The sequence below is a fragment of the Paenibacillus sp. NPDC093718 genome (assembly GCF_050279985.1).
GTDB lineage: Bacteria > Bacillota > Bacilli > Paenibacillales > Paenibacillaceae > Paenibacillus_AQ.
The window spans coordinates 113,932-133,065 of sequence record NZ_JBNNUS010000013.1; the positions used below are offsets into that span (position 1 = coordinate 113,932).

The 19,134-nt window shown below is 46.7% G+C and carries 22 protein-coding genes and 1 pseudogene; 16 read left to right on the forward strand and 7 right to left on the reverse strand.

Annotation, left to right across the window (positions count from 1 at the left end):
* The first annotated feature begins 13 nt into the window (after positions 1-13).
* On the forward strand, positions 14-1,225 hold the full coding sequence (locus tag ACQKPA_RS29165) for an iron-containing alcohol dehydrogenase (RefSeq protein ID WP_427495888.1): 1,212 nt from the start codon (positions 14-16) through the stop codon (positions 1,223-1,225).
* Between the two features lie 229 nt (positions 1,226-1,454).
* Positions 1,455-1,850, forward strand: coding sequence for a hypothetical protein (locus ACQKPA_RS29170; protein WP_427495889.1), 396 nt, complete (start codon positions 1,455-1,457; stop codon positions 1,848-1,850).
* A 63-nt stretch (positions 1,851-1,913) separates the two neighbouring features.
* Here ACQKPA_RS29170 and yhbH read toward each other — a convergent pair whose 3' ends face one another.
* On the reverse strand, positions 1,914-3,068 hold the full coding sequence (gene yhbH, locus ACQKPA_RS29175) for a sporulation protein YhbH (RefSeq protein WP_427495890.1): 1,155 nt from the start codon (positions 3,066-3,068) through the stop codon (positions 1,914-1,916).
* A gap of 162 nt (positions 3,069-3,230) precedes the next feature.
* Here yhbH and ACQKPA_RS29180 point away from each other — a divergent pair, with 162 nt between their 5' ends.
* The 3 genes from ACQKPA_RS29180 (at position 3,231) to ACQKPA_RS29190 (ending at position 4,316) form a co-directional block, all read left to right on the forward strand.
* Entirely contained in the window at positions 3,231-3,593 is a 363-nt protein-coding gene (locus ACQKPA_RS29180; RefSeq protein WP_427495891.1) for an IS1595 family transposase, read from the forward strand.
* Positions 3,594-3,854: 261 nt separating this feature from the next.
* The gene (locus ACQKPA_RS29185; protein WP_427495892.1) at positions 3,855-4,091 is read left to right on the forward strand and encodes a hypothetical protein; all 237 of its coding nucleotides are present in this window, start codon (positions 3,855-3,857) and stop codon (positions 4,089-4,091) included.
* Entirely contained in the window at positions 4,092-4,316 is a 225-nt protein-coding gene (locus ACQKPA_RS29190) for a GNAT family N-acetyltransferase (protein WP_427495893.1), read from the forward strand.
* Between the two features lie 368 nt (positions 4,317-4,684).
* Here ACQKPA_RS29190 and ACQKPA_RS29195 read toward each other — a convergent pair whose 3' ends face one another.
* From ACQKPA_RS29195 to ACQKPA_RS29205, 3 genes are read right to left on the reverse strand one after another with little or no spacing between them, the layout of a single operon-like run.
* Positions 4,685-5,029 (reverse strand): ATP-binding protein, encoded by a 345-nt coding sequence (locus ACQKPA_RS29195; RefSeq protein WP_427495894.1) that lies wholly within the window; start codon positions 5,027-5,029, stop codon positions 4,685-4,687.
* A gap of 49 nt (positions 5,030-5,078) precedes the next feature.
* Positions 5,079-5,750, reverse strand: coding sequence for a response regulator transcription factor (locus ACQKPA_RS29200; protein ID WP_427495895.1), 672 nt, complete (start codon positions 5,748-5,750; stop codon positions 5,079-5,081).
* Positions 5,710-6,924: a sensor histidine kinase gene (locus tag ACQKPA_RS29205; protein WP_427495896.1), complete on the reverse strand. Its 1,215-nt coding sequence runs from the start codon at positions 6,922-6,924 to the stop codon at positions 5,710-5,712. The genes ACQKPA_RS29200 and ACQKPA_RS29205 overlap by 41 nt, the downstream gene beginning before the upstream one ends.
* A 165-nt stretch (positions 6,925-7,089) precedes the next feature.
* Here ACQKPA_RS29205 and ACQKPA_RS29210 point away from each other — a divergent pair, with 165 nt between their 5' ends.
* Both ACQKPA_RS29210 and ACQKPA_RS29215 read left to right on the forward strand, forming a co-directional pair.
* The gene (locus ACQKPA_RS29210) at positions 7,090-7,539 is read left to right on the forward strand and encodes a hypothetical protein (protein ID WP_427495897.1); all 450 of its coding nucleotides are present in this window, start codon (positions 7,090-7,092) and stop codon (positions 7,537-7,539) included.
* A 116-nt stretch (positions 7,540-7,655) separates the two neighbouring features.
* Positions 7,656-8,009, forward strand: coding sequence for a hypothetical protein (locus ACQKPA_RS29215; RefSeq protein ID WP_427495898.1), 354 nt, complete (start codon positions 7,656-7,658; stop codon positions 8,007-8,009).
* A 210-nt stretch (positions 8,010-8,219) separates the two neighbouring features.
* On the opposite strand, the gene ACQKPA_RS29220 is transcribed toward ACQKPA_RS29215, so the two are convergent.
* Positions 8,220-8,993: a hypothetical protein gene (locus tag ACQKPA_RS29220; protein WP_427495899.1), complete on the reverse strand. Its 774-nt coding sequence runs from the start codon at positions 8,991-8,993 to the stop codon at positions 8,220-8,222.
* A 293-nt stretch (positions 8,994-9,286) separates the two neighbouring features.
* On the opposite strand from ACQKPA_RS29220, the gene ACQKPA_RS29225 reads away from it, so the two are divergent.
* The 7 genes and pseudogenes from ACQKPA_RS29225 to ACQKPA_RS29255 form a co-directional block, all read left to right on the forward strand.
* Positions 9,287-9,823, forward strand: coding sequence for a dihydrofolate reductase family protein (locus tag ACQKPA_RS29225; protein ID WP_427495900.1), 537 nt, complete (start codon positions 9,287-9,289; stop codon positions 9,821-9,823).
* 700 nt (positions 9,824-10,523) lie between these two features.
* Entirely contained in the window at positions 10,524-11,246 is a 723-nt protein-coding gene (locus ACQKPA_RS29230; protein ID WP_427495901.1) for a GNAT family N-acetyltransferase, read from the forward strand.
* Between the two features lie 502 nt (positions 11,247-11,748).
* Positions 11,749-11,922 (forward strand): ABC-2 family transporter protein, encoded by a 174-nt coding sequence (locus ACQKPA_RS29235; protein WP_427495924.1) that lies wholly within the window; start codon positions 11,749-11,751, stop codon positions 11,920-11,922.
* A 252-nt stretch (positions 11,923-12,174) separates the two neighbouring features.
* A complete protein-coding gene (locus ACQKPA_RS29240) occupies positions 12,175-12,402 on the forward strand; it encodes a tyrosine-type recombinase/integrase (protein WP_427495902.1) in 228 nt (75 codons plus the stop codon).
* A 214-nt stretch (positions 12,403-12,616) separates the two neighbouring features.
* Positions 12,617-13,027, forward strand: coding sequence for a CAP domain-containing protein (locus ACQKPA_RS29245; protein ID WP_427495903.1), 411 nt, complete (start codon positions 12,617-12,619; stop codon positions 13,025-13,027).
* The gene (locus ACQKPA_RS29250; RefSeq protein WP_427495904.1) at positions 12,972-13,142 is read left to right on the forward strand and encodes a CAP domain-containing protein; all 171 of its coding nucleotides are present in this window, start codon (positions 12,972-12,974) and stop codon (positions 13,140-13,142) included. Before ACQKPA_RS29245 ends, ACQKPA_RS29250 begins: the two co-directional genes overlap by 56 nt.
* Before the next feature lie 508 nt (positions 13,143-13,650).
* Positions 13,651-13,785: pseudogene (locus ACQKPA_RS29255) on the forward strand (NCS2 family permease); the annotation flags it as partial.
* A gap of 229 nt (positions 13,786-14,014) precedes the next feature.
* Here the strand turns inward: ACQKPA_RS29255 and ACQKPA_RS29260 are convergent.
* Positions 14,015-14,770 carry a 4'-phosphopantetheinyl transferase family protein gene (locus tag ACQKPA_RS29260; protein ID WP_427495905.1) on the reverse strand — a complete coding sequence of 252 codons (756 nt, stop codon included), beginning with the start codon at positions 14,768-14,770 and terminating at the stop codon, positions 14,015-14,017.
* Positions 14,771-14,806: 36 nt separating this feature from the next.
* A complete protein-coding gene (locus ACQKPA_RS29265; protein ID WP_427495906.1) occupies positions 14,807-15,391 on the reverse strand; it encodes a TetR/AcrR family transcriptional regulator in 585 nt (194 codons plus the stop codon).
* Between the two features lie 163 nt (positions 15,392-15,554).
* Here ACQKPA_RS29265 and ACQKPA_RS29270 point away from each other — a divergent pair, with 163 nt between their 5' ends.
* Together ACQKPA_RS29270 and ACQKPA_RS29275 are read left to right on the forward strand one after the other, a co-directional pair.
* Positions 15,555-16,310: an ABC transporter ATP-binding protein gene (locus ACQKPA_RS29270; RefSeq protein WP_427495907.1), complete on the forward strand. Its 756-nt coding sequence runs from the start codon at positions 15,555-15,557 to the stop codon at positions 16,308-16,310.
* Positions 16,307-18,712, forward strand: coding sequence for an ABC transporter permease (locus ACQKPA_RS29275; RefSeq protein WP_427495908.1), 2,406 nt, complete (start codon positions 16,307-16,309; stop codon positions 18,710-18,712). The genes ACQKPA_RS29270 and ACQKPA_RS29275 overlap by 4 nt, the downstream gene beginning before the upstream one ends.
* Positions 18,713-19,134: the final 422 nt, after the last annotated feature.

The following is a 19,134-nucleotide window of genomic DNA, read 5'->3' on the forward strand; positions in this document are numbered from 1 at the left end:
GGAGGGAACTCGAATGAATGAGCCTACAAGAATCTATCAATTTCAAACCTCCGGCAAAATCATCGCCGGACTTCACGCGATGCAAAATCTAGGGCCGGAACTTCGCGGCTTGGGCCGGATCAATAAGGCGCTGATCGTCGCATCGGACGCGATGCGAAGGCAAGGCGCAACGGACGAGCTGGCCGCGCGGCTGGCCGGAAGCGGCATCGCCTCCGAAACGATCGGCGGCGTCATGCGGGAGCCGACCGCGGACCACATCGAAGCGCTGGCCGACCGAATCGGGCAAGAGCCCTTCGACGTCTACATCGGAATCGGCGGCGGCAGCGTCCTGGACGCGACGAAGCTCCTGTCCGTCTTGCGTACGAACCGGCTGCGCGTGAGAGAGATGATCGGCACGGAGCGGATTCCCCATGCGGGAGTACCGACGGTGCTTATCCCGACGACGTCCGGCACGGGATCGGAAGTCACGCCGAACGCCATCGTGACGCTGGAGGAGGAAGCGTTGAAGCTGGGCATCGTCAGCAGCCGCTTATACGCGAGCTTGGTCGTGCTGGATCCCGCCTTGACGCTGTCGCTTCCGCGGTCGATCACGGCGGAGACCGGCATGGACGCGTTCACGCACGCGTTGGAATCCTTTCTGTCCAACAAAGCGAACCCGATCAGCGACATGCTGGCCTTGGAGTCGATTCGTCTGCTCTCGGGAAGCATCGTGTCCGCGTTCCATGACGGACACGCCGTCGAAGACCGAAGCGCGATGCTTCTTGGTTCGATGTTCGGCGGAATGGCGCTCGCGGGCTCCGGCACGGCGGCCGTTCACGCGATGGCGTATCCGCTCGGCGGCAGGTTCCATATCCCTCACGGGGCGGCGAACGCGATGCTCCTTCCGCATGTCATGGCGTTCAATATGGACGGCGTTCGGGATAAGCTGAGGCGCGTCGCTTCCGCCATGGGCATCGTGACCGAAGCGGGCGATTCCGCCGATGCGGCGGAGCTTGTCGTCGAACGGATCGCGGAGTGGACGAAAGAGCTGCAAATTCCGCAGAATCTAGCCGTCTACGGCGTGCGGTTCTCGGATGTTCCCGTACTCGCCGAAGCCGCTTTCCAAGTCAAGCGATTGATGGACAACAACCCGAAGCCGATGTCGACCCTTGACATCGAGGACGTTTACCGCAAACTGCTCCCTCGGATTGAATATGCTTGCAAGGAAGGTAATGCAAGCCTGTAACGGAGCAATTCGATTGGTTAACAACATTGAGGGAGTGTGAATCATGAAGCGAATTAACGGGTTAATGGCAATGGCTCTCTTGTTTTACGCGATCTGCTTCCCTTCCGTGCTGGCAGCCGAAGCCGGTCCGGCCGTTACGGAAGGCCAAGCGGCCGAGTAACCGGAAGCCGGCGCGGAGCAAGAAGAGACGGAGGAGGAGCCCTCGCACGCGTCCGACCGGTTCTCCGAAATGAAGAATCTTCCCGAAGACGAGAAGAGCAAATTCGACGTCTTGATCGAAGCGGGCATCTTCAACGGCGTCTCGGCCGGCATATTCGGACTCGATCAACGGATGAACCGGGTGCAGATGGCCAAAGTGGCCGCGCTCGCGTTCGAATTGGAGGTCGTGCAAATTCGTCATTCTCAGCAACTTCGACGAGATTGGCTATGTGAAGGAAACGTTGCGGCTAGGAGCATCGGATTACATCATCAAATCGGAAATCACGAAGCATACGCTTACCGAATTGCTTGCAGGTCTCAGGCAGAAGCTGCAGCCTTCGGCCGATACCGATCCTGCGCTATTTCCGTTTCCGAGACGGTGAAGATATTTAGGAAATGTTTGTCGAAAATGAAATTTAAGTTCTAGGCAGAAGCTCATAACGATCTGAAGCCCTGCCGCTTCCGGAACATTAGCGGAGGGCTTCATCATTTACACTTGATTTAGTTTTTTTGAGAAGAAAGTCGTTAACGCCTTATAAACCTCGCCTTTCTCCTTAATAATCGAGTACATAAACTTCTTATCGTTAATGCGCTTATAAGCCGACATCAACGTACTGCTCCGGTTATACTGGTTAACCTCACCATAGCCGAACATATTGCAGCGTTCCATCAATTGCGAAATCAGCCGAACACATCGTTCGTTATCAGAGGTTAGATGGTCTCTATCCGAGAAGTGGAACGGATAGATGTTCCACGCTGCAGTCGGATACCTACTATCGATAATATCCAGCGCCTTCTGGTAAGCAGAGGAGCAAATGGTACCGCCGCTCTCGCCACGCGTGAAAAACTCTTCTTCCGTTACTTCCTTGGCTTCCGTATGGTGGGCAATATAGATGATCTCGACATGTTCATATTTGCGGCGGAGGAAGCGGGACATCCAGAAGAAAAAACTTCGGGCACAATACTTTTCGAACGAGCCCATTCTTCCTGATGTGTCCATGAGTGCGAGAATAACAGCATTGGATTGGGGTTTTACGATTTCGGTCCACGTTTTGTAACGAAGGTCATCGGGGGAAATGCCGCCTATGCCGGATATGCCGGCATTCGCATTACGACGCAGGTTTTCGATTAGCGTCCGCTTCTTGTCGCTGTTGGACATAATGCCTTTTTTACGGATATCGGTAAATACGATTTCCCTCGTCTGCAGCTGCTCCTTCTGCTTTTGCTCCAGGTTCGGAAGCTCGAGCTCTTCAAACAACATATCCTCTAATTCGTCGATGCTGATTTCCGTATCGACCATATCCTCGCCAGGTTGTTCGCCGGCGCCTTCGCCTTTGCCGCCTTTCTTCGACGCTTGCGGATCAACTCCGAGAACGTCCCCCACCTGCGAATCGCCATCGCCTTGTCCGACGTGCTGCTTTTTGTTGTAGTTATAGATGAAGTGGGATTCGTCGAGGCTTTTGATGGGGACTTTGACCGTTTTGCGGCCGTCGGACAACACGATGCTTTCGTCGGAGACGAGATCGGGGAGGTTTTTGCGGATCGCTTCCTGCACCTTCTGCTGATGCCGCGCCTGATCCTGATACCCTTTACGGTGGAGCGTCCAATCCTCTCGAGAGACAATAAAAAGCTTTTCCGAAGCCATATCATCACCTCATTATCATATAGTTAATTATGCCGCACACATGGACCTGGATATAACCGAGATAACTTTAACTCTGCTAAAGGAGTACTTAGCGAAACAATCTAATCGGTTGAAGCCAAGTAGCCTAGGACACCGGATTCGCTTTGTTCGTTCCCGTATATCTTGGAAAGTGACAAGGGCAAGAAGGGCGGCATTGAACATCGTAAACCTCGCAAAAGAGGCGGTAAGGCTCAAAAACGCGGGATAAGTGATGAACAAGTATCTGTTGTAGTTGCTCTTGACCGTAATGGTGCGATCTTCTCAAAGTTAGCTGGACGTGGACGCGTTACAGCGTCTCAAATCAATGATGTGTTGGGTAATCTTCTTCGTAGAGACGCTGTGTTATGTACGGATTCTGCAACCAATTACAAAACCTTTGCCAAGCAAAATAAAATTAACCATGAAGTGATAAACATTCGTAAAGATGGGTATGAAAAAAAGGTGTATACCATATCCAATATGTTAATCGATATCATGGTGAACTGAAATATTGGTTGAAACGTTTTGATGGTGTGGCAACACGCTACCTGGACAACTACTTGTTTTGGTTTCGGTTCCTTGAAATGAACAAAAACCAAGATGACAAGTTAGTTTCAAATTCAATTCTATTGGCATCGTGTCAAAAACCGAATTTTAACACGATAAAGTCTTTTAAACATACTAATGCATGAAAAGTTGGTTTTCTACGTTTAGCCACTGTTTTTGCCATAGAGAAACCTGAACAACATATTTTTGAGGAGGATTTATATGATTATCAGAAGGTATAAAACATCTGACCATGACTCTGTATGGGAACTCCATAATATCGGATTAACTCAGACAGGGACTAATTTAGGCAATGGAAATTGGGATGATGATTTGCACAATGTAGAACATGTATACTTGCATAACGCTGGAGAATTTTTGGTAGGACTTGTTGATGACAAATTAATTGCAATGGGAGCGTTTAGGAGAACAACTGATATATCCGCAGAAGTAAAATGAATGAGAGTACATCCAGATTATCAAGGAAAGGGCTATGGACAAAAAATTTATGAAAATCTTGAAACCAAAGCAAATGAGTTAGGATATAAAAAACTCCATTTGGACACGACAGCCAAACAACTGCCCGCCCAAAAACTTTACGAGAAATTCGGTTTTAAGGAAGTTTATAGAAAAACAATTAAAGAATTGGAACTTATTTTTTATGAGAAAATGCCTGAAAACTAAGAACTGTTTAAACATGCGTAGTATATAGCAACAATTCTTTAGAAAACAGTCTTTCATAAACATGCTTTCATTGCTGCGATTAGACCAATCATCAACGACGGATGAAATGCTAATGGGATGTGATAGAAATCTATGTGCTGTCGAGGGACAAGAACATGGTACCATTCAAAGTCGCTAATTTAGCGGCTTTTTTGTTTTATTGGTACAAGTTCTTGTCCCAAGCCGAGGACAAGAACTTGTACCGATAGCCGAAAAGGACACGAACTTGATCCGATTACCGATTAGATACATATCTAATTAAATTCCGCAGCTATTTCATTAAGCTAACGGGCAGGTTAGTGTAATAGCAATTAGATGAGGATGTGAAATTAGATATTATAATAGATGCTATGCGATTTAGGGAAGATGATTGCAAGTTCCGTATATTGACCTTCTTCTGATTTCACAGCTAGCGAGTGGCCGAGTTTGATTGCCATTTGGTTAGCCAGGTATAGCCCCATGCCTGTTGAGCTAGTATTTTTCCTACCGTTGGAACCAGTATATCCTTTGTCAAAAATTCTACCTAGGTCTTCGGCGAGAATACCAATGCCAGTATCCTGGATGAATAGGCGCTTCTCTCTCGAATTTTCCTCAAGAGAATAAATAACGGAACCTTCAGCTCCGTATATTTCAAAGCATTGGTGGCGATCTGGTCTATAATGAATCCAAGCCATTTGCAATCACTGTAAACAGCTGTTTCTTCTTCCCACATGGTGAATCTTTTTATTTCACAAGCTTCATTCGAATGGCAGTGACTACTGCTTGTGTGCGGTCCTGCGCCTCAAGTTTTTGCATGATATGGTGTATATGCGTTTTTGTTGTGCCTTCAGAAATGCATAAAATCGCAGATATTTCGTGGTTTCTCTTTCCGTAAGCAAGCAGCTGCAATACTTCCGTTTCACGCTCCGTCAAGGCGCCAAGCAGCCGATCTTTGCCGGATGAATCCGGCTCCTCCATGCCCGAAGTCAATATTTGGTCTAGAGCGCGTTTGGCCATGCTGCTATTGAACAGGGTTGCCCCCCGGTGCATGGCCCGTATACCGCTCAGTAATTCATCGGTTTCTGTATCCTTCAATAAATAGCCGGAAGCCCCGGCACGAATCCCGTCAAACACATACTGTTCAACATCAAAAGTCGTTAAGAGGACCACTTTTGTGTTAGGCAAAGCTTCAACGATAGATTTTGTTGCCATGATACCTGTTCCGCCCGGCATGCGGATATCCATCAAGACGATATCCGGAACGTTTCGCAATGTAATGTCAACAGCTTCTTCTCCGGTCGAAGCCTCTCCGACAACCTGCATATCTTTTTGAATGTCCAATATGTATCGCAATCCTTTGCGGATGAAAGGCTGGTCATCCGCCAGTACGATTCGAATCCTTTTCTCGTTTTGCATGAATCGTCTCCTTATTAGCCGTACTCGATGTAATATTAAGCGGAATAACTGCTTGTATCTTTAAACCATTTGGTGAATTTGCGGAGAAAACGATGCTCCCTCCGGCAGATTTGCATCTTTCGATCATACCGCTTAGGCCAAATCCGAAATTCAAAGGTTTCTGGCCGCTGAAATGACCGTCATCCGTAATGAGAAGCTTTACATGTTCATTCTCTTCTTCAATTACAATGTTAACCGTTTTCGCATCGGCATGCTTGAGTATATTGGTTAACGCTTCTTGCAAGATTCTGTATAGAATCACGCTGCATTTAACCGGCCACTCACCGATAGGTCCGATTTCTTTATATTGTATCTGTACCATAGAATTAGCTTCGATTTGAGAGAGGAGGCCCTTCAGCGCAATCGGTCCCAGGCCCTTCTCATCGTCCGACCATTCCTTTACTGCAAGCCTTACCTCATCCATCCCTTTCCTAGCAACCTTCAGAGTCTCGTCTACGCTGCTTGCCGCCCCAGCCGGATCCTGCGGAATCATCAGCTTCAATGCTTGTAGTTGAACAATAAGCGAGGTCATCTGATGTCCAAACCCATCATGAATGTCGCGTGCCAATCTCGTACGCTCCGTCAGCGCAGCATAACCCATCGCCTGAACAGAGGTTTGCTGCAATTCGGAATATGCCGTGTTCAGTTGTTCCAGTTGCTTTCGGTTCGTGCGATGCGCTTCGCGAAGCAGGCTTTGATTTCTGACCGCGATATACATGAGGACAGCTGCAATTAGAGCGCCATATGAGACCTTGTCGACCAGCATCATTGCAAAAATGAGGCAAACAGTGAAGACGGCGAGAGTAACGGTTGAACGATTCCATTTCGGATCGGCCACACCCAGCATATACAGCAGCGGCCAGAAAATGCGGTGATCAGGGTAATCGGAATGAACGATGCGAATGACGAGGGTTATGCCAGCAAGAATGCAAACCGCAAGGACATACCTCTTAGCATTCCACCATCCTTTAGGTGCTGCCGCCATCCATATGTAACAAGCCGCGAAGGCAGCGTAAACGATAAGTACGTGGATATGCAGAAACGGATACTCTGGCATGATCAATATGAAAAAGGCAACGATAAAGATAGTATGTGCGGCGCGGGCGTTAAAGTGCTGAAATATGTTTTTATTCATTTTTCAATCCTTCATTCGGGTGGTTTACTTCATCATAACAGATGAATCCGTCTTGCTCATCAATCGATCGATATAGACGCTAAATAAAAATCAACTGCAGATAGACGTAAAAGGAATTGCATTGTGTTATTTTTGGTGTGCAAAAGAAAACGAGGAGTGATTGCCATGGAATTGGCCAGAAAAGACGAAGATGTCAAAGAGAGAGGAAGATTGAAGTTTACAGGCATACAATTGCTGAAACGATGGCCCTCATTGCTGGCGTTAGCTATGGCCGCAACAGGGCTCCCTGCTTCGACGGATCCCATGTCATTTATCCTGATTCTCATCGCGCTTGTCTACCCGATTGCAGGCGCAATTCGCGGTCATCTCCGCGGGGTTCGTACCATCTTGATACAGGCGGCCGCATTACTGTTTTTCAGCATTATCGCGTTAGTGTCTCTGTATGTCGACAGAGAAACGGGACTGATCCTGCTTGCGGCAGGTTATATCGGCCATGCGGTCTGGGACTTTGTTCATTTTCGGAGCAACAAGATCGTCTGGCGATGGTATGCGGAATGGTGCACTGTTTTGGATTTTTTTATTGCAGCCTTTCTGCTCGCACCGATATTCATGTAACAAGTGGAGCGGATGCCTTTGCAATTGCATAAAATCTGATGGAGCCACATTCACGCTCGAACCGAGTCAACCTGCTGCCAGAGACAACGTTACTTTTGCGGTAACCGTTACCCAGGATGGTACTTTCTGGGGAGAGTGATAGTTGGAGTGGCGAATACACAGCAAACATTAATGGAGATAAGGAAAGTGGAAAGTTCATTGTTGGTTATAAAAATGCAACCGGTAAAGAACTTAAAAATTCGGAAATTACCATTAATGATGGAAAACGCGTACGTAAAGAGGGGAACTACAAAGGAGCAATAATTGAAATGCCTTCTAGTTGTTCAGGCTGTGCAGTAACGAACGTAGAAATTAAATGGAATGACAAAGAAGAAACTTTTCACTTAAAAACAAAAGACCAATCGAGAATTCGAAGGAGCCTTTATAGTCGTTTTTATCCTTGGGACGAATCGAAGAGAAAGAAGCCTTGATGATGGTTGCGATGAAAATATTTGACAACCTAACACAAGAAAATAAATTACTTCGTGAATACGTTGATAACTATGTAGACAGATTTTCATTTTAAAGTAATCAAACCATCATTCAAGAATAGAAAGACCTGAAAATGGCAACATGAAACTAAGCCCAGCTTTCATGGTTTTTAAAAACTGTGCTTGCTTGGTTGTATAGAAATCAGACCGTTACGAGGCCTGTGAGGCAGAGACAGCAACCTGAAGACCAAGATTCTCGAGTTTTCGTACAGCTTGTCTTACGATTGCTTCCTGCTGTCGCTGCTCAAAGTAATGCTTGCCTAAATCTTTGTAATCCTCTTTACGTGTGAGTATATGGTAGACAATAGCCATGATGAAGTGGGCGACAGCTACGGCTACCCGGTGTCTGCCTTTTCGTGCGCCAATCCGCCGGTACTGGGCTCCCAGGTAATTGTCGGATCTGCATACGGAGTGGGCGACTTCAATCAGTGCCGCTCGGAGATATTGTTGCCTTTGCGCGTTTTCGAGGACTTGCGTTTGCCGGCACTCCGGGAACCAGGCCTGCCCACGAACAGAGATGAGTGGCAGAGGGGAAGCGCGAACCGACGTCGTTCCCACTTCAGCCAGAATTTGTTCTGCGGTACGCCGGCCGATGCCCATATCCAGCCGCTCATTGTCTTGCTGAAAAGGGTCGAGCCGTTTGGCTACCTCCGTATCCAATTCGAGAATTTGCTCGTTCAACAAATCGACATGCGTGAGCATGGTTTTTAGCATGATCCGCTGATGGGCGCTCATGTTTCCACGCAGGGCTAATTCGAGCTCTTCTTTCTTTTTCTTCAAGGTTCGGCGAGCGAAGGCAGCCAGCTTTTCCGGATCTTCTTCGCCTTCGATCATGGCACTCATCATATCGCAGCTGCTCACGCCCATAATGTCGGAGACCACGGCAGCGAGCTTAACAAGCGGTGATGTACTTCTTGTGAACATCCAAACCGCAAGCGCGGACCTTCCTCACCAGCAGTAAGAATAGTATAGAACAACGGCGCATCAAAATTTTCATTACACTGTGGTGCCCCGAGAGGGGCATGGATGGCTAACGGGCAGAATTGTTTAGTTAAATTAAATTTGTATTCGGTCAGGCCAGGACTGTGCACATTAGCAATCCATGAGAAACCGGACATGCTGTTGGATGATAAAATGTAGACCTAGAGGAGGTTGCAAATGGAACGTGTAATCTTGATGATGAATGTGCGAGAAAACCAGGGAGGAGAGTCAGTCGCATGGCAAAGATCGTTTTCGCATTGAACCAGTCTCTGGACGGATTCGTCGACCACGACCACACGGCATTTCAGCCCGACCCTGTGCTATTCCGTCATTTCATCGACGACGTGCGCGGCCTGGCGGGCTGCCTGTACGGGCGCCGCATGTACGAGAACATGCGGTATTGGGACGGAGACCATTTTGAATGGGATGCGCCGGAACGGGAATACGCAGCGGCGTGGCAAAGCAAACCGAAGTGGGTGGTGTCGAGGACGTTAAAGACCGTCGGTCCGAACGCTTCTCTTATCGAGGGCGACCTCTCAGCGGCCATACGTGGGCTGAAGGCTCAGCATGAAGGGGAGATTGAAGTTGCCGGGCCGGAGTTGGCCCACAGTCTAACGGAGCTCGGTCTCGTTGATGAGTATCGAATCTATCTCCATCCAGTCGTGCTGGGTCACGGCAAGCCGTTCTTCGCCGGACCACGGCCGCCGCTGCGCCTCGTGGCAAGCGATCGAGTTGGCGAGAAGGTGATCAGGTTGACCTACGTTCCAGCTTAGTTGTGCGGTTACCCAGCGGCCTAAAGGACACGTTACTTTAATAGGGATTCTCCGGCTTGCCGTATCAGGATGAACTAAGCAAGGAAGCAATCCAATCTATGTTTTCATTTACATCTCAGAAAATTGCAATGTTAGTCATGAGCAAACCAGATGATGAGAATATACAACCCCAAAAATCGGTTGATCTATATGTTGAAAAATTGTATTTTTAAAACCCGTTGATGTTTAATTCCAACGGGTTTTAATTTTTTATTGAAACAATGATGGAAGAAATCTAAGAGGGAAAATGGCAAGTTACGGCAAAGGGTACAAGTTCTTGTCAGCGTTTTTTTTTGTTTAAATGAGAAGGAGAGGTGATAAAATCGATTGATCGTGGCAAACACGCCAATTGTGACACAATCCATAAAGAATGTGTCTAATGACACAAAAGCGGTCACATTGTAGGATTTTGACACAAATCCGACTACATTGTGGGGGAAACTTGGTACAAGTTCTTGTCCCGAGTCGAGGACAAGAACTTGTACCGATTGCCGAAAAGGACAAGAACATGTGCCGATTACCGATTAGATAAGTATCCATGTGTAGGTTTTATGCATTATACGGTTATTAATTGTATTTTATATTTCAATCATTTGATGCCACCTCTATAATGATGCCTACAAGAAATTTTTTTATACAATGTAAATCGGAGGACTATTCGATGAGGGAAGAAACGGAGTTAATAAAAGCCATTGATTATTTTGTTCGAGGTGAATTTTATTGTAGTCGTCAACCTGCATCCCAAGTATATGATTACGATTCTATAAAACATCTTGCTTTTGGTGCAAATGTGGATGGCAGAACAGACGAGTTTATTGTTTATGATTCAAATTCGGCTCACGTTCTCGATACCATAAATAAACTTGACATTAAAAAGGACTGTTGGATTACTGTGTTTTCAGATGAAGAACTGGATAATTATGAAACGGAAGGATATACCATTAAAAGTAAAGAGTTTCTTATGATTTTAAATCTAGAAAGCGGGTCTTTTGAAACAGATACCAAGATCATCAAGCGTATCAAAACTGAGGAAGAAGCTCAAAGCGTTAATCATTTTTTCAATAAGACTGTTATCGAGCCTGAGAAATTAAATGATCCCATTCTGCATTTTTACATTGCTGAGGAAAACGGGTATCCTGTATCTCATGGAAGTTATGCACGAGTAGATCAAACCGTATTTTTGAATAATGTTTTTACGTCAAAAGTACATAGGGGTAAAGGAATGGCGAAAGCGCTTTGCCAAAAAATGCTTATCGACGCCAAGCAGGAAGGTGCCGTCCAGAGTGTACTTATTTCTAGTCAAACGGGATATCCTTTATATCTAAAAATGGGTTACCGAGATGTATCAAAAATGTGGGTGTATACGAAGAAATCGAACCAGTAAATTTTCATGCAACATTTTTTAAACATTCTGTTATGCATAAATTCAATGCTTTATTGCGAAAGAAGAAACCGTTATTTAGATAGACAGGACCCAAGAAGAGAAAAGAAAATGTGGTTGTCGAGGGACATAAACAAGGTCCCATAGTAAGTCGCTATATTAGCGGCTTTTTTTATAGCGGTACAAGTTCTTGTCCCGATTGCCGTAAAGGACAAGAAGATGGTCCGATAGCCGATTGTATGCTGTTGATTAGACAGAAATCTAATTAAAATTCGTCAGCTATTCTGATTCCAACGTTACACGCCTAGCATTAACAGAACGTCTTCTGCGAATACAATATGTCCCCATGCAGAGAATTTAACACTGGATATTTCAGTCATCTAATTTTATCTATTGGAGTAATTCTATATTCTCTTCATAGTTTGGAGTACAGCCTAACTTTTTATAATTCTTTGGTTTTAATTATTATCATTCTTGGTAGCACTGCATACAAGGCGCAGCCCTAATAATAACTTCAGTTCCGGAGTTTTGGTTGGTCGAGAACAAAGCTATTAAAAATATTCTTTTTTTCCAACTTAAAGGCTTTATAAGATATCCTATTACGATCTATAACAAAGTTATCCAAATATTATTAATTTATATTCTGCCCTATGCGTTTATTAACTACTTCCCAGCTTAATATATAATTAACGGCTCACAATCAAGCAGCGTATTATATCTATTAACCCCATTAATAGGGTATTAGGTTATGCTTGGCTACATGGGTAGCAAATTCGCTCGTTTTAAAACATTGATTATCGTCGACATCATTAGTATTGAAACCCAAGATCTTACGCGCTCTTGAGATTTATAAGCCTGTCAGACAAGAGATTCTCGTAAAGCGCAATAGACAAGATGAAGTTGCGTTATTTATTTTTCAAAAACAAGGAGAATGTTTACAAGAAGATCCGTGGAACTAATTATTGAGGCCATTGCAGGAGAAGCTGGTGTAAAAGCAAACAATCAGAAAGTTACACCTCACAAATTAAGGCATACGTGTGCAACAGTCTTATACAATGAAGGTGAAGTAGCAGATTTATTAGCAATCGCGGATTTATTAGGAAATTTAGCGGCTTTGTTATTTTATCGGTACAAGTTCGTGTCCGAGCCAAGGACATGAACTTGTACCGATTACCGGAATGGACTAGAACACCGTCCGATTTCCGATTAGATGAATATCTAAATAAAAGACGAGTAGTTAAAACCTCAACAAGCAGTATAATAGCCCTACTAACGCGCCGAGGCAGGAAATTCAAGGGAAATGGGCGAAAGCTTTACAGTCGCAAGTCGGTTAGCAAGATTCGTAAAAAGGGGAAGATGAGGGGAGAAACACAATGAAAGCAAGCAAACGCAGCAAGAACGACAGGCAGAATCGGGGAATCGGCCGGAGATCGGGACGCAGGTGGGCAGCCTGTCTGCTCGCCGCGGTTCTGGCCCTTACGGTCGTCGTACCGGCTTATCCGGCAGAAAGCGCATCGGCGGCCTCGGCTACGATGGCCTCGCAAGGAGGGTTTACGCAGGATCAACTCGACGGATTGGCTTATCTGAACGAGATTCGGGCGAAGGTAGGCGTAGGCCCGTTGGAGCTGGATGCGAGATTGACGCAGGCGTCGCAGGCTCACGCGGCTTATTACATTCGAAGGATTGTCGGCCCATCGGGAGGAGCCGGGTACGGCAGGATTTACGGGAGTGACGGCCGGAGAACGGGGCAAAGCAGCCGGATGGCCAAACACTTCGGTAGCTGAAGTCATGTCTTTTAATAATACAACGACACGCGAAGCGATCGATTCCTGGCTAAGCACCGCTTATCATCGCAGGATTATATTGGACGACCAATATACATCGGTCGGCATCGGGTAGCAAGGTGGTACTGTGGTCATGAACCCGGCCTTCGTGAAGTTCCAGAAGGAAGGCCCGGAAGCCAAAGTGTATCCGTATGACGGCATGAAAGGAGCCGACGTTAAATGGAGCCATTGGATTGATCGTGCAGCTTAATGTTATCTAGTTCTTGATGGATTGTCGGGGGACAAGAACATAGTCTCATTGAAAGTCGCTAATTTAGCGGCTTTTTTGTTTTATCGGTACAAGTTCTTGTCCCGAGTCGAGGACAAGAACTTGTACCGATTGCCGTAAAGGACAAAAACATGGTCCGATTACCGATTAGATAAAAATATCTAGTTACTGAAGCCCGGGGGGCACTCATTGTAATACATTGTGATGGTTTGTTCTTCAATCTATATCCGAAAACTCGCGGTTCCTTCCAGCATTTTGTTCGTGGCTATGGTCCCTTCACGCCGGCAAACTTACATTTTAGTGCGGCAGATTGTTACCAGAAGGCAATCACTGGCGATGAAGCATCGGCTCTTAAAAGAACAGGCTGATCGAGATGATCCCTGCGAATCTGAAGCATGCGATCACCGTCGGAATCGGGCTGTTCATTGCTTTTATCGGCATGCGGATGAGCGGCATCATTACGGCGCATCCGTATGATCTGGTGGCACTCTGCAAGTAAAAGGCAAGTGGAAAGCCGTGCATCCGCTTATGTATATTTTTGCCGTGCTGTTTGTACTGCAGCTTGTTTTTGTTCCGCATTGATATTTCCCGCGCAGGACAACTTGGGATGGTCCATAAAAGAGCGGACCGATGAGTTCCGTTACAGTTCTCCCCAAAGGCGGCACTGAAGCCCCCTCCTTTTCATAGGATGTAGCTTCAGTGCCGCCAAAGAGAGACTTTTAACTAAACGAATTCCCTTCCTTTAACATTTCCGACAATTCTAAACATAGCCAATCAATTTGGGTAAGTTTTGGGTAACAAATGGAGCAAGCATGATTTTGATAGATAAATGAAAATGTCTGATACTGCGAAAATCGGGTATATGTACTCAAAATTCCTTTGCCATGGGTTGTCATATCCTTGACCTCATAGAGTGTAAGCGGCAAGGTTAGGCCGGTTCGCAGGACTTTGGATAACGCTTCCTTAGCTGTCCACAAGAGAGTAAGGGCGACGCTGTATGAAAAAGGAAGCGTGCGTAGCCTGTCAATTTCCGCTTTAGTGCTTTCCCCCTCAATTAGGGATAAATGATCTGGATTGAGGTCCTGAATATCAATGCCCATTGGCTGTGCTGCAGGAAAGGCAACGGCAGCCGCCATCCCATCGGTATGAGTAATACTTATCTGGGCGGATAGACTAGCTTGTTCCGTCACGATTGGATGCTGGAAAGCACCTTGTTCTATGCAGATTTGGTGCAGATTCGTACTTTGATAATGAATCAGTGCCTGCTTGGCGGCATAACGTCCTCTCAAAAAGCTTAGCTTACGACGATGGGTCGGATAGCCGCGGAACAAGACTTGTTCTTTCGAATGGAGTGTCTGTTCAACCCGGTTGTGGGTAATCTCCGGCCATTCCAATGTACAAAACGATACGGCCGCTGAAGCCGCTTCTTCGTTGGCCTGCAGTCGGAGTTTGAAGGATGGTTGATGTTGGTACAACGGTCTTTCCCTCCTTACCATACACAAAATAGGACCTCAATCAAGGCCGCTGATCCCGTGGATCGTCAGCTTATGGAATATATCATCGATCTTTTCTGCAGAGCACGGCATTTTATTATCCATCCACCACGTTAGAAGCGACCAGAACGTATTGACGACGAATTCCAGCGTCAATTCACGCGTAATAACGGATAGGCGGTTGTCGAGTAGTAATCTGCCGATCTCTTCACCGATCAGATCGACAAGCATTTGCTTCATATGATATTGAACGACCATTCCGCTTTGTTTGCCTGCAACTGCGCTGTAAATATGCCGATGGCTCTGGATATGCTGGAGCATGGGCATGCTGAAGCCGAAACGAACCTCGTTGCTTTGGGGAGGAGGCAAATAGCCCCTGCTCTGATTCTTGAGAAGGTCGCGCAATTGATCGATATTGCTGAGAAGCAGCATCTCCTTATCGGCATAATGGCTGTAAAACGTGGAGCGTCCAATATTGGCGCGATCAATAATGTCTTGAATAGTGATGTCTTCATATCCTTTCTCAATGATTAAATCGAGCAAGGCTTCTTGAAGCAAGAGCCGCGTACGTTGAATCCGGCGGTCCGGTTTCTTATCAGTCATGGTTCTTGTCCTCCAATACCATACATTTTGTCTTTTTTTGTTCCGTAATGGACGTTAACACCATTATTGGTTATTGTTAACAGCCACTTGCGAACATTATAATCGATATCGAACTACATGTTCAACAACTTATTCATTTACGATGATGTTAGGAGGAAGTGCCATGACCAAGAAGTCGGTCACCAGCGCCACCAATTCAGCAGTCGGAACGGGTGATTCTCTAATTTCTTTACGAGGCGTGTTCAAAAACTACGATACACCTTCGGGCTCATTTACGGCATTAAAGGATATTAACCTGGATGTGAATTACGGGGAGTTTGTAGCGATTGTCGGCAAATCCGGAAGCGGCAAGTCAACACTTATCAATGTTATCACAGGTATTGACAGTCCGACTTCCGGTGAGGTTTATGTGAAATCGACCGCGGTTCACAGCCTCAATCAAGAGCAATTGGCGGTTTGGCGTGGGAAAAACATCGGGGTCATATTTCAATTTTTTCAACTGCTCCCGACTTTAACCATTGCCGAGAACGTCATGCTGCCCATGGACTTTTGCAAGACCTATCCGGTACGGGAACGCCGTGAAAGGGCGCTTTATCTGCTTGATAAAGTTGGAATTGTGGAACAGGCCGATAAATTGCCTGCTGATTTGTCAGGAGGGCAGCAGCAGCGTGCTGCTATCGCCCGGTCACTCGCGAATGATCCTCCGATTCTCGTTGCCGACGAGCCTACCGGGAATTTGGATTCCCAGACGACAGACAGTGTAATGCGCTTTTTTGAGGATCTTGCGCAGGAAGGCAAAACGGTCGTAATGGTTACCCATGAACGCGATTTAAGCCAATATTTCACCAGAACGATTATGCTATCGGACGGGGCAGTCGTGACCTCATCGCCACTTAGAGACGGGGTGGGCCTCGGATGAGTCCAAGATGGAAAAAGCTGTGGAACGACCTGAAGGCAACGAGAGGCCGCATGATTATGATGGTGCTGGCCATTGCTGTCGGTATATTCGGGGTCGGCACGATTCTCAGCTCTTATACGATCTTGACCCGGGAGATCAATCTCAATTACATGAATACGAATCCTGCCAGTGCGCTGGTTGAAATGGATGAAGTGCCGGATGAATTGGTTGAGGCTGTGAAAGGTCAGCCGGGCATCGTTGATGCGGAAGCAAGCTCGACGGTGACAGCACGGGTGCTCGTCAATGACGAATGGGTACCGATCCTTCTGTTCGTCATCAAGGATTTCGAAAATATGCGCATGAATACCGTACAGCCGGAGTCTGGTGAATGGCCGCCTGCTGACAATACCATTTTAATTGAACGCGTAGCGATGTCTTTGCTTGAAGCACAGACGGGCGGAACGATCGATGTTCAGACACCTAACGGCTCTCTGCAAGCTCTGACCGTGTCAGGGACGGTCCATGACCGGGGGCTTGCACCGGCTTGGCAGGAACAGATGGCATACGGCTACGTATCTCCGGAGACGCTGGTGAAGCTCGGCGAAAGCGGCAGCATGCACATTTTGAAGGTCATTACCGAGAATCGATCGGCTCACCTGAGTGAGATCGAAGGAACAATAAGCGCTCTGGCAGGATGGATTAAACAGCAGGGATATGATGTAAATGAAATCCGGATTCCGCCTCCCGACAAGCATCCGCACCAAAGTCAGATGACGGCGATTCTAATCATGATGCTCATCTTTAGCTTGATGGCTCTCATCTTAAGCTCGGTCCTGACGGCCACGATGATCGGCGGAATGTTGGCACAGCAGGTTCGGCAGATCGGTGTCATGAAAGCGATCGGTGCGACAAGCAGACAGATCATGGGTGTTTATTTTACGATGGTGATCTTGATGGGTGCCGTCTCCGTAGCAATCGGTCTTCTCCCGGGCATTGCCGCCGGAAGGGCACTTGCTGGGGAAGTAGGCACGCTGCTTAATTTTACGTTATACAGTGACAGTATTCCGTGGTGGGTGTATGCGGTTGAACTGCTTGCCGGCATCCTTGTGCCGCTTGCGGCGGCACTGATTCCAATTTTGAGGGTAACCCGGACGACAGTACGGGAAGCGATCAGCGATTTTGGCACAAGCCGAAATTCATTCGGCTCCCGCAAATTGGATGCATTCCTCAGCCGGATTCGCGGGCTGGACCGGACGCTGGTATTGGCTCTACGCAATACATTCCGACGGCGAGGCCGCCTGATCCTTACGCTTGGCCTGCTTGCAGCGGCTGGAGGCATGTTCATGACAAGCCTAAACATTAAAGCGGCCTGGGAGAAGAATTTGGAGGGCGCTGCCCAGAATCGGAAGTATGATCTTGAGCTTCGGCTAAACCAAAGTGTGGATAAGTCGAACGTTCTACCGCTAATCACATCAATTGAGGGTGTAAAGCAAGTTGAAATATGGAATATGGCACCGGCCGGCATTCCGCGGGAAGACGGGTTGGAAATATTAAGAACGTATCCGGATGGAGGCCATGGAAGCTTCACTGCCCGATCCGTCCCGGCAGAAAGCCGGATGCTTCAACTGCCGATGATGGATGGGCGATGGCTTCAAGAGGGAGATGTCGGAGGAGTCGTACTTAATCATATGGCACAATCCTTCTACCCTGGAGTCCAGGCAGGAGATACGATTGAAATGATGGTAGACGGAAATCCTGCAAACTATGAAGTAATAGGAATAGCAAAAGAGATCGGATCTCCAGCAACAGCCTATATGCTGCCGGAATTCTTTGAGGAAGCGATCGGAACAAGGGATACGGTCAATGCCGTGCGTATAAGCATGAATGACAGGAGCCCGGAAACAGTGAGCCGTGCGGCAACAGAAATTGGGGCGACGCTAGAGAAAGCGGGGATAACCATCAAGATGGAAATCTCTGAGGCCAGGCTGGATGAAGCGATCGGAGGGCATGTTTACATTCTTATCTTTGCATTAATTATGATGTCACTAATTATGGGAGTCGTAGGCGCACTTGGTCTCATGTCGACGATGGGTACCAATGTGGTAGAGCGTACGAGGGAGTTTGGCATTATGCGAACCATCGGGGGAGAGTCCCGTACGGTACTTCGAAATATCATTAGCGAGGGAATCTTTATCGGTATCTTGAGCTGGATTATAGCGATAGTCGTGTCCGTGCCATTATCAGCATCGGTAGGAAACCTAATCGGCAATCTGGCTTTCCGTTCTCCACTGCCGCTTATTATTTCGCCATCCGTCGTACTGACTTGGCTGGCCGTGATCATTGTCGGGGCGATCATTGCAAGTGCATATCCCGCATGGAGAGCCTCGCGCTTGACTGTACGGGAGACGCTTGCTCATATTTAAGTCGGAGGTGCATCGTATGAAAAAGTCGACGATCATTTGGATCGCTGTAGTTATCATTGTTATTGGCTTAGCAGTATATTTATTCAACACCATTGATCTTATGGAAACCTTTAAGAAGTTTCACGGAAGCTAAATTAATTATGATCTATACGGATATCAAAGAGCCTCTTACTAAGAACCTAGTAAAGAGGCTCTTTTTTATGAGGTAGACACTTGCACGTAAAAGAAACAAAATGACGTATTTTGTTCAGAAATGAATTGTTTCATCATCTTTTGTTATTGTGGCGTCCAGTATCTATTATTATAATAGCGATTGTACAAAATTGGAATATTTAATGTCTAATGGAGCATCGACCTCTAGAAAGGATTCCTTCCTAGTTCGTGGTAATTCTGCCAATGGAAAGCGGGGAATTACAAAACAT